This window comes from Mycobacterium sp. 852013-50091_SCH5140682 (assembly GCF_001665685.1).
GTDB lineage: Bacteria > Actinomycetota > Actinomycetes > Mycobacteriales > Mycobacteriaceae > Mycobacterium.
On sequence record NZ_LZTB01000137.1, the window covers coordinates 1 to 12,586 of the forward strand.

Genomic DNA, 12,586 nt, shown 5'->3' on the forward strand with positions numbered 1-12,586 from the left:
TGATGATGCCCACCCGCACCCACACCCGCGAACACGACCGCCGCGACCGCATCGCCGCCGAACGCCGCCACCGCGCCACCCTCAACACCGAACAACAACGCCAACACCAAGCCTGGCTCGCCACCAACTACCAACCACCACCTTTCTAAACGCAGTCGACATCTAGCGTCAGCCACCAAACCGGCCCGGCAATACCTCTGTTACAGAGGTATCGTGGACGACGTGGCGGATGCGTACGGAGATCTGATCAGCAATCTGTTCAGCGTCGTCGGCCGATTTCGGCGACAGCTGCGCCGATCCACCGGCGGCGGGTTCGATGCGGCGGGGCTGACGCAGTCTCAGGCCGAACTCGTACGCCTGGTGGGTCGCCGTCCCGGCATCTCGGTACGGGAATCCGCCGCCGAACTCAGCCTGGTGCCCAACACCGCATCGACCCTCGTGTCGCGGCTCGTCAGCGACGGACTGCTGATCCGGACCGTCGACGACACCGACCGTCGCATCGGGCGCCTGGCGCTCACGGAGTCGGCACAGCGGGTCGCCGACGAATCGCGGGCCGCCCGCCGCGCGGCGCTGTCGGCCGTGCTGGCCAAGCTCGAACCCGGCCAAATTGACGCGCTGACAAAGGGATTGGACGTGCTCGCCGAACTGACCCGGCTGCTCCACGAGGAAGCCCAGCTACGGGACACCCCCGAGGAGGTGAGGGCATGACGTCCGACGACGTGCTCGCCATCGACTGCCGCCACCTGACCCATCGCTACGGGCAGTTCACGGCGGTGGAGGAGGTGAGCCTGCAAGTGCGCCACGGCGAGACCCTAGGCCTGCTCGGCCCCAACGGCGCAGGCAAGACCACCGTGGTGCGGGTACTGACCACACTGACGCCGGTCCAACACGGCGAGGTCCGCATCTTCGGGCTGGACACCCGCCGTCACACCATGGACATCCGCCACAACATCGGCTATGTGCCGCAACAACTCTCGATCGAATCCGCACTCACCGGCAGGCAGAATGTCGAGCTGTTCGCCCGGCTCTACGACGTGCCGCGGGCAGAACTGCGCGAGCGGGTCACCGTCGCTCTGGAAGGCATGCATCTGCTCGATGTCGCCGACGAGCCCGCGGGCACCTATTCGGGCGGCATGGTGCGGCGCCTGGAACTGGCACAGGCTTTGGTCAACCGCCCGCTGCTGCTGATCCTCGACGAACCGACGGTCGGGCTGGATCCGATTGCCCGCGACAGTGTGTGGGAACAGGTGCAGCGGATGCAGGCCGAGTTCGGCATGACGGTTTTGCTGACCACCCACTACATGGCCGAGGCGGACGCGCTGTGCGACCGCGTGGCGTTGATGCACCACGGCAGGCTGCAGGCCGTCGACACCCCGGCCGCTCTCAAGGAGTCCGTGTCCGGCGACGGTGACGGCGCGACCCTGGAGGACGTCTTCCGCCACTACGCGGGCTCCGAACTCGGCGAGGACACCCGGCGTTCGGGCATCCGCGAGGTCCGCTCGAGCCGAAGGACGGCACGCCGTGTCAGTTGATTCCTCTTCCTCTACCGCCTTGGTCCTCGCGCCCCGCGGATGGCGCCGAGTTCGCGGTATGGCCGTGCGCGTCGGCGCCTTCGCGCTCGTGGAGTTGCAGAAGCTGCGCTACGACCGGACCGAGTTGTTCACCCGCCTGATCCAGCCCGCGCTGTGGCTGCTGATCTTCGGGCAGACCTTCAGCCGGTTGCACGTCGTGAACACCGGCGGCGTGCCCTATCTGACCTTCCTGGCGCCGGGCATCATCGCCCAGTCCGCCCTGTTCATCTCGATCTTCTACGGCATCCAGATCATCTGGGACCGCGACGCGGGCATCCTGGCCAAGCTCATGGTGACGCCGGCGCCGGCCTCGGCCCTGGTGACCGGCAAGGCGTTCGCGGCCGGTGTGCGTTCGGTCGTGCAGGTGGTCGGCGTCGTCGTGCTCGCCTACCTGATGGGCATCCCGATGACGGCCAACCCGCTGCGGATCCTCGCCGCGATGGCCGTCGTCGCGCTCGGCGCGGCCTTCTTCGCGTGCCTGTCGATGACGCTGGCCGGGCTGGTCCGCAAGCGGGACCGGTTGATGGGCATCGGCCAGGCCATCACCATGCCGTTGTTCTTCGCGTCCAATGCGCTCTACCCCGTCGACATCATGCCCGGCTGGCTGCGCGCACTGTCCGCGGTCAATCCACTGAGCTACGAGGTCAACGCCCTACGCGGACTGCTCATCGGAACGCCGACCAACTGGGTCGTCGACGTCACGGTGCTGGTGCTCGCCGCAGTACTCGGAATCGCTGCCGCCTCGGCACTGCTACGCCGGCTGGTGCGCTGACCGGCTCGTGAGGAAGGCTCTCTGACCTGGCCGTTTCGTCGCCCAACCAACCGGTGGTTTAGTGTGCTGTCAGATCCACGGAGCAGGGAGATGGTCATGCAACTGGCGCTCACACCAGAGGAAGCCGCGTTCCGCGACGAACTGCGCACCTTCTACACCACCCAGATTCCCGCCGAGATTCGCGAACGCAACCGGTTGGGTAAGCCGCTCGGCAAGGACGGCATCGTCACCGCGCACAAGATCCTCAACGATCACGGCCTGGCGGTCCCCAACTGGCCGGTCGAGTGGGGCGGCAAGGACTGGACGCCCACTCAGCACCAGATCTGGCTCGACGAGATGCAGTTGGCCAGCGTGCCGGAGCCGTTGACGTTCAACGCCCGGATGGTCGGCCCGGTGATCGCCGAATTCGGCTCCCAGGCCATCAAGGAACGCTTCCTGCCGCCGACCGCGGCGCTGGACATCTGGTGGTGCCAGGGCTTCTCCGAGCCCGAGGCCGGCTCCGACCTGGCCTCGCTGCGCACCACCGCGGTGCGTGACGGGGACAGCTACGTGGTCAACGGCCAGAAGACCTGGACCACACTGGGCCAGTACGCCGACTGGATCTTCTGCCTGGTGCGCACCGACCCGCAGGCCCCCAAGAAGCAGGCGGGCATCTCGTTCCTGCTCATCGACATGAACACCCCGGGCATCACGCTGCGTCCCATCAAGCTCGTCGACGGCAGCTTCGAGGTCAACGAGGTGTTCTTCGAGGATGTCCGGGTCCCCGCCGACCAACTCGTCGGCGAAGAGAACCAGGGCTGGACGTATGCGAAGTTCCTGCTCGGCAACGAGCGCACCGGCATCGCGCAGGTGGCCCGCACCAAGGTGCGGCTGGCCGAGGCCAAGGAACGGGCCGCCGCCAACGGTCTGCTCTCAGACCCCCTGTTCGCCGCACGGCTGGCCGAGGCCGAGAACGACGTGCTGGCACTGGAACTCACCCAGATGCGGGTCACGTCCGACTCCGCCGACGGCAAGCCCAACCCCGCGTCGTCGGTCCTGAAGTTGCGCGGCAGCCAACTGCAGCAGACCGCCACGGAACTGCTGGTCGAGGTCGCAGGCGTCGACGCGCTGCCGTACGAGGCAGGCGACGCCATCGCATCGCCCGAGTGGGCCCAAGAGGCCGCACCGCACTATCTGAACTACCGCAAAACCTCGATCTACGGCGGCAGCAACGAGGTTCAGCGCACCATCATCGCGTCCACCATTCTCGGATTGTGAGTTGAATCATGGACTTTCAGCTGACCGAAGAACAGACTCTGCTGGCAGACACCACCCGCGACGTGCTGTCGGGCTACGACACCGAGAAGCGCAACAAGGTGGTCGACACCGATCCCGGCTACAGCCCGCAGGTATGGGCCCAGCTCGCTGAGATCGGCGTTCTCGGACTGGGATTCGAGGAAGACGCGGGCGGCCCCCTGGAGATCATGGTGGTGCAGGCCGAGATCGGGCGCAGGCTGGCACCGGAGCCGGTGCTGCACGCCGCGCTGGTTCCCGGGTCGATCATCGCCGAGGCGGGCACCGACGCCCAGCGACAACTCCTCGACGAGGTCGCCGCCGGGCAGCGCCTGCTGGCCTTCGCGCACGCCGAGCCCGGCATGCGGTTGTCCGGCACGGTCACCACAACTGCTGTGCAGCAAGGTGATTCGTGGGTTCTGAACGGCCGCAAGAACCCTGTGCTGGCCGGCGACAACGCCGACACCCTCATCGTCAGTGCCGCACTGCCCGACGGCGGGACCGGGCTGTTCCTCGTCGACGCGGCAGCGGTCACCCGAGAGAACTACCGCACCTTCGACGGGCAGCGCGGCGCACAGATCGACCTGGCCGATACGCTCGCTGAGCCGCTCGGCGACGCGGTCGACGCCGGAGATGTCGTCACCCGCGCCCTGATCCGCACGTCGGCGGGACTGTGCGCCGAGGCGGTCGGCGCCATGGAGGAGTCGCTGCGGCTGACCACCGATTACCTCAAGGCGCGCAAGCAGTTCGGCGTCACGTTGAGCAAGTTCCAGACGCTGACCCAGCGGGCCGCCGATATGTACGTGTCGCTGGAGCTGGCCCGCAGCATGGGCCTCTACGCGTCCATGTCGATCACCGACGGCAACTTCGACCCCGTGATCGCAGCCCGCACCAAGCTGCAGATCGGGCGCTCGGGCAGGCACATCTCGCAGGAATCCATCCAGCTGCACGGCGGCATCGGCATCACCGCGGAGTATCCCGTCGGGCACTACGCGGCGCGGCTCACCGCGATCGAGCACACCCTCGGGTCCTCACAGGACCAGCTGCACACTCTGATGGGCGAGTTGGCCGACTACCAGATCGTGACGCTGTAGGGACGACTCAGCCCAGAAGCCGGTTGATGGATCCCATCGGGATGGACAACCAGTCCGGTCGGTGCCTGGCTTCGTAGGCCGCCTCGTACACCGCCTTGTCCAGCTCGTAGGCCGCCAGCAGGTCTGCCGAAGCGCGTGGGTCAGCACCGGATTCGGCGGCGTACCCGTCGCAGAAGGCCGTGGCATTGCGGTCTGCCCAGGCTTGCGCGGCAACGCCGGGCCGTTGGTAGGCCGCGTAGTCGTACGACCGCAACATGCCTGCGACGTCACGCACCGCTGAATCCGGACGACGCCTCTGCTGCAACGGTTTTCCGGGCTCGCCTTCGAAGTCGATGAGCAGCCAGCGCTGCGGCGTGCGCAGGACCTGACCGAGGTGCAGGTCGCCGTGCACGCGCTGCACCGTGATCTGCCGGCCGGCCAGGTCGCGGTAGCGCTGTTTGATACGCGGGGCGTAGTCGTACAGTTCGGGCACTGCTTGCGTGGCCGTCGTCAGCCGGTCCACCATCACGTCGACGGGGAACGGGACACTGTCCGTGCCCAGCACATCGGCCAGGCAAGTGTGCACCGAGGCCACCGCTGCGCCGAGCAGTCGGGACTCGTCCGTGAAATCCGCGTCGCCGGTGGTGGCCATGTGCCAGCCCTCGACGGAGTCGGCGGCGAACTCCGACACCACCCCCAGGGCACACGGTTCACCGTCCCAGCGAGTTTCGATCGAGCCCAGCAGTCGTGCGACATGTTCGTTGCCCGCCCGCGCCAGCGCGCGGTTGAGTTCGATGTCGGGATGCACGCCCGCGGTGACCCTGCGGAACACCTTGAGCATCGCGTCGCGCCCGAACACCACGCTGGTGTTGCTCTGTTCGGCCGTCGAGACCCGGGGTGGGGCGTCCAACGGGAGTCGGGCCCCGGGTTCTTTCGCGAACTCCACCGGCCCGACCGTGGCGGCGTCATCGATGAGCTTCAGCAGATAGCGCGCGGCGTCCGCGTCGAACAATGCGTCGTACGCGGTCCGGCCGTCGTCGGAGTTGATCGCGGCGCCGGCGTGGCCAGGATCCGGGCCGATGCCCATGACGACCTGGTAGCGCTCCACGGTGCCGTCGACATACGAGGCGTCCACCAGAACCAGGAACAGGTCGTCGCGCAGGTACACGGTGAGCACCGGTCTGGCCGCACTGAGCGTGCGGCCGCGGCCGGCGTACCACCGCTGCCGCGGTAACCACGCGTCGAACGGGACGTCCAGAACCTGCAGGGCTACTCCGTCGATGTCCTCCATCAGTTCTCAAACGTACCCACTGAAGTGCCCGACGAACCGCCGTCTGATGTCACGATTCGCTGTGGCTCTGCCGATCCCAGCCGCCAGCAACGTGATTCGCTGTCACGCGGGAGTTTGCGGGAAAACTAACGGTTGAATAAGAGCCCAGGACGGGTTACGTTTTCCCCGAATTTGATCTTGTCCGTGGCGGTCTGCCGGAGAGATCGCCCCAACAATTCGATTGAGGGATGGCCCTGTGGGTGAGTCTGCGCCTAATGACGGCGAAGCACCGGTAATCGTTGGTCTGTCGGATGCGGCGATGCACATGTATTCCGCCGCGATCGATGCACTGCCGCCCGTCAGCGATCCTGAGTTCCCCGAACGGGCCTCGATCGTGCTGAGCGGGCTGCGCAAGCTGCAGAGTTCGCTGTCCGAGGCGGCGGCCCGCAGCCGGGTCACCCCGTCGGTCATCGTCGCTCTCAGCGGTGTCCGCGGCCGCTACGACGAGCTCATGACCGCGGCCGCCGAGGGGCCGGGCGCAACGCTCGGCCAGCGGCTCTACGTCGCACGCGGCCGGGCCAAGCTCTCGACGCGGGAAGCCGCCAACGGCGTCGGGCTGCGCAAGGACCTCATCGAAGCAGTCGAGGCCGAAGAACCGGCGACCGAAGCCGAGACCGCGCAGATCAAGGATCTGATCGCCGCGCTGGGCGGTTGATCCTGACACGCGACTCAGGTGGGACGCGTCGCTCACGCGACTCAGGTGGGACGCGTCGCTCACGCGACCATGGCGACCCCGGCGACGCACCCACCGTCCCCCCACCGCTGACCTCACCGGTCGAAGCCATCCGGCCATCGGCGGCCGAGGAAGCCCGCACCGTCGCCGCGTCGACCAACACCGGCACGCTGGCGACCCTCACCGCCGCGGGTGACCCGTGGGCGTCGTTCGTCACGTACGGGTTGCTCGACGGGGCACCCGTGCTGTGCGTGTCGAACATGGCCGAGCATGGTCGCAACCTCGCAGCCGATCAGCGGGCGAGCATCGCGATCGTGGCACCGGGAGGCGACGCGGACCCGCTGGCCAGCGCCCGCGTCACGCTGGCCGGTGTCGCCGAGCGCCCTCTCGGAGCCGAGGCCACCGCAGCCCGCGAAGCCCACCTCGCGGCGGTCGCAGCGGCGAAGTACTACATCGACTACAGCGATTTCTCGCTGTGGGTGCTGCGCGTGCAGCGCGTGCGCTGGGTCGGCGGCTACGGGCGGATGGATTCGGCCACCGGCGCGGATTACGCCGCAGCCGAACCCGATCCGGTGTCACCACGCGCAGCCGGCGCGATCGAGCATCTCAACGCCGATCACGCGTCGTCCTTGCTCGCGATGGCCCGCACCCTCGGCGGCTATCCCGACACCACCACCGCGGTGTGCACCGGCGCCGACCGCTACGGCCTCGATCTGCGCGTCACGACCGATCGCGGGGTCGCCTACACCCGCGTCGGCTACGCCGCCCCGATCGGCTCATTCGACGAATTACGGGCTGCCACAGTCGAGTTGGCCAGACGTGCCCAGGCGGGATAGGCCCACCGGCGCAGGTGCAATACGATCGCCGTTATGCCTGATGCGACCGAGCGCCCGGACACCTGGCAAGCTGCCTTCGACCTGATCCGGACCCGCGGCTACGAGCACCGCGAGGAACCGTTCCGGCTCGCCAGCGGCCAGCTCAGCCACGATTACATCGACGGCAAGTACGCCATCGACACCGGCGAGCGGATGCTGACCGTCAGCCGCGCGGTCGCCGATCTGGCTGCCGCCCGCGGCATCGAGTTCGACGCGGTCGGCGGCTTGACCATGGGCGCCGATCCACTGGCGCACGGCGTCGCGATGGTCACCGGCAAGGCCTGGTTCTCGGTCCGTAAGGAGCAGAAGAGCCGCGGCCGCGAGCAGTGGATCGAAGGCACTCGGCTCGAACCCGGCATGAAGGTCCTACTGGTCGACGACGTCATCAGCACCGGCGGATCCACCGAGATCGCCTACGAGCGCATCGTCCCGCTCGGTGTCGTGGTGACGGGCGTGATCCCGATGGTCGACCGCGGCGACGTCGCGACAGGACGCTTCGCCAAGCGCGGAGTGCCGTTCGCGGCGCTGGTGACCTACCGCGATCTCGGGATCGAGCCGGTCAAGGACGTCTGAGCCACCGGTTCAGACAACCAGGACCGGCGCGGGCTCGACGCCGACGCGCACCGGGTCTCCCGGGCTGAACGCCGCCGCGGCCGCACTCGCCAGCTGGGCGTGCAACACCGCGCCGTCGGGCATCGAGACATAGACCCGCGAGATCGGTCCAAGAAACGCCACCGAGCTGACCCGCGCATTGCCGTCGGTGTCGGCGGTCACCGTGATGGACTCGGGCCGCACCAGCGCCGTCCCGCCGCCCGACCCGACAGAACCGGCCAGTGTCGGGACCGAGGTACCCAACAAGCGGGCCCGCCCCTGCGAAACCTCCGCCGGTACTTGATTGTTCAGCCCGACGAACTCCGCGACGAACGGGGTGGCAGGGTTCGCGTACAGATCCGCCGGGGCGGCGAGCTGTTCTAGTTTGCCCTGGCTCATCACACCGACCCGGTCGGCAACAGCCAGCGCCTCCTCCTGATCGTGGGTGACGAACAACGTCGTGGTGCCGACTTCGAGCTGAACGCGCCGGATCTCGTCGCGCAACTGCACCCGCACCTTCGCGTCGAGCGCCGACAGCGGCTCGTCGAGCAGCAGCACGCCCGGCTGGATCGCGAGCGCGCGGGCCAGCGCGACACGCTGCTGCTGGCCGCCCGACAACTCGTCGGCGTACTTGTCCTTGTGCGCGCCAAGGCCGACGAGATCGAGCATGTCCGCGGCCCGAGACATCCTGTCGGCCTTGGCTTTACCGCGCATCTTCAACCCGAACGCGACGTTGTCCAACACCGTCAGGTGTGGAAACAGGCTGTAGGCCTGGAACACCATGCCCATGTCGCGCTTGTTGGCGGGCACCGAGCTCACGTCGCGGCCGCCGACCAGCACGGTGCCCGACGTGGCCTCGTCGAGCCCAGCCAGGATGCGCAACGCAGTGGTCTTGCCACACCCCGATGGGCCGAGCAAGGCCACCAGCTCGCCGGGTTCGATGTGCAGGGTCAGCCCGTCGAGCGCCTTGACACTGCCGTAAACCCGCGTGAGGTCGTTGAGTTCGACCGAGAGACTCATATTGCTCCTCACGTGCGCGGGCCCCATATTGCTCCTCACGTCCTCCGACGACGGCCACGGGTGACGACCGCCAGAGCCAGCAACAACACGAAACCCAAGAGCAGCACCGCCAGCGAGGCGGCCACTGACGTCGGACCGTCGCTCTTGCCGATCGCGACGATCTGCACCTGCAGCGTCTGATAACCGCTCAGCGACGCGATGGTGTACTCCCCGAGCACCACGGCGATGGAAATGAAGGCAGCGGAAAGGATTCCGGGCCAGATGTTCGGCACGATGACCCGGGTGATCGTGGCCGCCCAGCCGGCACCGAGCGACCGCGCCGCCTCCGACAAGGTGCGCAGGTCGATCGCCGCCAGCGCCGCGTCGAGGGAGCGGTAGGCGAACGGCAGTACCAGCACGACGTAGACGAACGTCAGCGTCAGTGCCGACTCGCCCAAAAAGTAGGTGACCCAGAGGTAGACGTTGCGCAATCCGACCACGATGACCAGCGCCGGAATCGTCAAGGGCAGCAGGCACAGAAACTCGATCGCACGTCGCGCCCACGGCGCCCGCAACCGCACCCAGATCATCGTCGGAACCAGCAGCACCAACATCGCGACCACGGTGAAGACGGCCAGCAGCACCGAGACCACGATCGCCTGGTAGAGCGCCTCGTCGGCCACCAGGTTGTGCCACGCCGCCAGGGTGCGGCCGCCCTCGATCAGGTTGCGCGTCGAGAAATCCGCCATCGCATACAGCGGGAACAGGAAGAACAATCCGAACAGCAGCCACAGCCCGACGCGCAGCGCCGTTCTTGCGCGCGTCATTTCAGCCACCTCGCTGTGCGTCGCACCAATGCGTTGTACGCCAGCATCACCACCGCCACCACGACGATCATCTCCAGCGCCAACGCGTAGGCGAACCCGGACTGCCCCAGCACCACCTCACTGGTCAGCGCGGCGCGGATCAGCAGCGGCACGATCGGGCTGCCCTGGCTGACCAGCGCCGCTGCGGTCGCATACGCGGCAAAAGCGTTGGCGAACAACAACAACGCCGACCCCAGGAAGGCAGGCGTCAACAACGGCACCGCCACCTCACGCCAGTACTGCCACGTCGACGCCCCGAGACTGACGGCCGCTTCGCGCCACTGCTCGCGCAGGCCTTCCAGGGCAGGCAGGAACACGATCACCATCAGCGGAATCTGGAAGTAGGTGTACACCAGGATCAACCCGGGCAGCCCGTACAGCCAGCCCGATCCTGCCAGGTCCCAGCCCAGGTGCTCGCGGGCCCACACCGTCAGCACACCGTTGAGCCCGATGGTGGCCAGGAACGCGAAAGCCAGTGCGACACCGCCGAACTGGGCGAGCACACTGCACAGAGCCAGCACCGAACGCCGCACCATCGACGACGGCGGACTGCTCACGATGAGCCAGGCCAATACCGCGCCCAGCACCGCACCGATCAACGCGGTGCTTCCGGAGAGCAGCACGCTCTTGCCCAGGGCGGCCAGTGCCGTCGGCGAGAACAGCGCGGCGATCCGGCCGAGCGAGAACGACCCGTCGGCGAAGAACGCCATGACGACGACCGTCACCGTCGGCACGATCAGAAACACGGTGACGACCGCGAGAAACGGCAGCAGCGGCAGACTTTCGCGGACCCGCCGCATCACCACGGCACCCGGCATCGGTCGCTCAGCCGATCGCCTTGGCCCAGTTGTCCGCCAGATACTTGGTGGCCGCCTCGGTTTGAGCCGGGGTGGGGATGACCACCTGCCCGTCGATCGACGGAAGCTTGGAGAACGCCGCCTTGTCAACAGTGCCCGCGACGGCCATCTGGTCGGCACGGACCGGGCGAACACCGCCCACCATGAACATGTTCTGGCCTTCGTCGCTGAACAGGAACTCCTGCCACAACCGCGCCGCGGCCGGATGCGGGGCCTCCTTGTTGATCGCCTGGAAGTAGTAGCCGGCGACGGCATGGTCCGGCGGCACCACGACCTGCCAACTCGGCAGCTTCCGGGTTTCGGCGGCATTGGTGTAGTTCCAGTCGATCACCACGGGAGTCTGGCCCGACTCGATGGTGGCCGGGGTGGGATCCACCGGCAGGAAATTGCCCGCCTGGTGCAGCTTTCCGAAGAAGTCGACGCCGGGCGCGATGTTGTCGGCCGACCCGCCCTGAGCCAGCGCCGCCATCACCACTCCGGAGAACGCGGCACCGGCCTGGGTGGGATCGCCGTTGAGAGCGACCTTCCCGTGGTATTCGGGTTTGAGCAGATCGTCGACGGTGGTGATGGGAGGCACTTTGGCCGAATCGAACCCGATCGACATGTAACCGCCATAGCCGTTGACCCAAACCCCGTTGGGGTCCTTGAACTTCGCCGGGATGCTGTCGAACGTCGTCACCTTGTACGGCGCGAACATCGACGTGTTCGCCAGTGCCACAGCCTGTCCGAGGTCGAATACGTCAGGCGCGGCGCTCTTGCCCTTCTGCTGATTGGCGGCGTTGATCTCTTCCTGGCTGGACGCATCGGGCTGCGCCGAGTTGACCTTGATGCCGTACTTGTCGGAGAACGCCTTGATGATCGCGCCATAGTTGGCCCAATCCGGGGGCAGCGCAATGACGTTGAGTTCGCCCTCGGCCTTGGCCGCCTTGACCAGGCCGTCCATGCCGCCGAACGCCTCGGCGGAGGTGGCCTCGGCGGCCTTGACCCCCGATTGGGTCTGCGCGCCACCGTTGTCTTTCTGCGGTGGGGCACACGCCACCACACCGGTGGCGACCAGGGCCGTGATGGCGGCGAGGATGCCCGGGATCAGTTTGGGCTGCGAAGTTCTGGGACGCGCTGTTCTGGAAAGCATTGCCAACCTTCCGATGATCAGAATGCGCGGCAATGGCGCCGCGGTTACCGACACTGGTCGCTGCGGTGAATGGCTCCGGGACGTCCGAACCCTACCGTGGCCGACCTCCGCCGGGGGTCCATTCCGTCATCGCCGGGTTTCGTCGTCGTGTCGACATTGCAATCATCACGCGTTCATGCAGGTCGTGCCGCTAGCATCAGAACGTGGCTGAACCTGAGGCAGCTGGTCGCTTCGACTACCTCTGGGCCGACGCTGCGCCGGAAACCCCCGGCGAGGACGCCCCCGGACCATCCGGCGGAGCCGAACCAGAGGCGGACGGCTTCGACGCGTTCGACGCCACGACCTGGAATTTCAAACCCGCTCCGGTGCCGTGGTACCGCACCCGCGGGGCCGCTGTGGCACTCGGCGCGGCCGCGCTGGCCACCGCCGCCATCGTGGTGTCGCTGGTGCTGTTGATCGTTCGCAATCCGTCGTCAACCAACGACCGGACCCCGACGTCAGCGACGACGACGGCGTCGAGTCCGACTGCGCCCCCGCTGCCCCCGTTGCGGGCAGGCCTTTCGCCTGCTCCGCCG

At 67.4% G+C, this 12,586-nt stretch carries 14 protein-coding genes and 1 pseudogene; 10 read left to right on the forward strand and 5 right to left on the reverse strand.

Going from position 1 to position 12,586, the window contains the following annotated elements; translation table 11 throughout:
- The 6 genes and pseudogenes from A5784_RS38675 to A5784_RS36220 form a co-directional block, all read left to right on the forward strand.
- Positions 1–149, forward strand: a pseudogene (locus A5784_RS38675) (HNH endonuclease); the annotation flags it as partial.
- 73 nt (positions 150–222) lie between these two features.
- Positions 223–708: a MarR family winged helix-turn-helix transcriptional regulator gene (locus A5784_RS36200; RefSeq protein WP_064949689.1), complete on the forward strand. Its 486-nt coding sequence runs from the start codon at positions 223–225 to the stop codon at positions 706–708.
- The gene (locus tag A5784_RS36205; protein ID WP_064949681.1) at positions 705–1,532 is read left to right on the forward strand and encodes an ATP-binding cassette domain-containing protein; all 828 of its coding nucleotides are present in this window, start codon (positions 705–707) and stop codon (positions 1,530–1,532) included. Before A5784_RS36200 ends, A5784_RS36205 begins: the two co-directional genes overlap by 4 nt.
- Before the next feature lie 58 nt (positions 1,533–1,590).
- Positions 1,591–2,343, forward strand: coding sequence for an ABC transporter permease (locus tag A5784_RS36210; protein ID WP_082945291.1), 753 nt, complete (start codon positions 1,591–1,593; stop codon positions 2,341–2,343).
- A gap of 96 nt (positions 2,344–2,439) precedes the next feature.
- Positions 2,440–3,600, forward strand: a complete 1,161-nt coding sequence (locus tag A5784_RS36215; protein WP_064949690.1) for an acyl-CoA dehydrogenase family protein — start codon at positions 2,440–2,442, stop codon at positions 3,598–3,600.
- 8 nt (positions 3,601–3,608) lie between these two features.
- The gene (locus tag A5784_RS36220; protein ID WP_064949683.1) at positions 3,609–4,709 is read left to right on the forward strand and encodes an acyl-CoA dehydrogenase family protein; all 1,101 of its coding nucleotides are present in this window, start codon (positions 3,609–3,611) and stop codon (positions 4,707–4,709) included.
- A gap of 7 nt (positions 4,710–4,716) precedes the next feature.
- Here A5784_RS36220 and A5784_RS36225 read toward each other — a convergent pair whose 3' ends face one another.
- A complete protein-coding gene (locus A5784_RS36225) occupies positions 4,717–5,946 on the reverse strand; it encodes a maltokinase N-terminal cap-like domain-containing protein (RefSeq protein ID WP_064949691.1) in 1,230 nt (409 codons plus the stop codon).
- A gap of 337 nt (positions 5,947–6,283) precedes the next feature.
- Here A5784_RS36225 and A5784_RS36230 point away from each other — a divergent pair, with 337 nt between their 5' ends.
- The 3 genes from A5784_RS36230 to A5784_RS36240 are packed head-to-tail and all read left to right on the forward strand — an operon-like array spanning position 6,284 to position 8,139.
- Positions 6,284–6,673 (forward strand): hypothetical protein, encoded by a 390-nt coding sequence (locus A5784_RS36230; protein WP_064949692.1) that lies wholly within the window; start codon positions 6,284–6,286, stop codon positions 6,671–6,673.
- Between the two features lie 2 nt (positions 6,674–6,675).
- On the forward strand, positions 6,676–7,527 hold the full coding sequence (locus tag A5784_RS36235) for a HugZ family pyridoxamine 5'-phosphate oxidase (RefSeq protein WP_064949693.1): 852 nt from the start codon (positions 6,676–6,678) through the stop codon (positions 7,525–7,527).
- A gap of 33 nt (positions 7,528–7,560) precedes the next feature.
- Positions 7,561–8,139, forward strand: coding sequence for an orotate phosphoribosyltransferase (locus A5784_RS36240; protein WP_064949684.1), 579 nt, complete (start codon positions 7,561–7,563; stop codon positions 8,137–8,139).
- Between the two features lie 9 nt (positions 8,140–8,148).
- Here A5784_RS36240 and A5784_RS36245 read toward each other — a convergent pair whose 3' ends face one another.
- From A5784_RS36245 to A5784_RS36260, 4 genes are read right to left on the reverse strand one after another with little or no spacing between them, the layout of a single operon-like run.
- Positions 8,149–9,177 (reverse strand): ABC transporter ATP-binding protein, encoded by a 1,029-nt coding sequence (locus A5784_RS36245; protein ID WP_064949685.1) that lies wholly within the window; start codon positions 9,175–9,177, stop codon positions 8,149–8,151.
- 35 nt (positions 9,178–9,212) lie between these two features.
- Complete coding sequence (locus A5784_RS36250; protein ID WP_064949686.1) at positions 9,213–9,983, reverse strand: ABC transporter permease; 771 nt, start codon at positions 9,981–9,983, stop codon at positions 9,213–9,215.
- Positions 9,980–10,840 carry an ABC transporter permease gene (locus A5784_RS36255; RefSeq protein WP_064949687.1) on the reverse strand — a complete coding sequence of 287 codons (861 nt, stop codon included), beginning with the start codon at positions 10,838–10,840 and terminating at the stop codon, positions 9,980–9,982. The genes A5784_RS36250 and A5784_RS36255 overlap by 4 nt, the downstream gene beginning before the upstream one ends.
- 7 nt (positions 10,841–10,847) lie before the next feature.
- Complete coding sequence (locus A5784_RS36260) at positions 10,848–11,918, reverse strand: ABC transporter substrate-binding protein (RefSeq protein WP_064949694.1); 1,071 nt, start codon at positions 11,916–11,918, stop codon at positions 10,848–10,850.
- 296 nt (positions 11,919–12,214) lie between these two features.
- Here A5784_RS36260 and A5784_RS36265 point away from each other — a divergent pair.
- A partial coding sequence (locus A5784_RS36265) for a hypothetical protein (protein WP_064949688.1) occupies positions 12,215–12,586 on the forward strand: 372 nt, incomplete at its 3' end.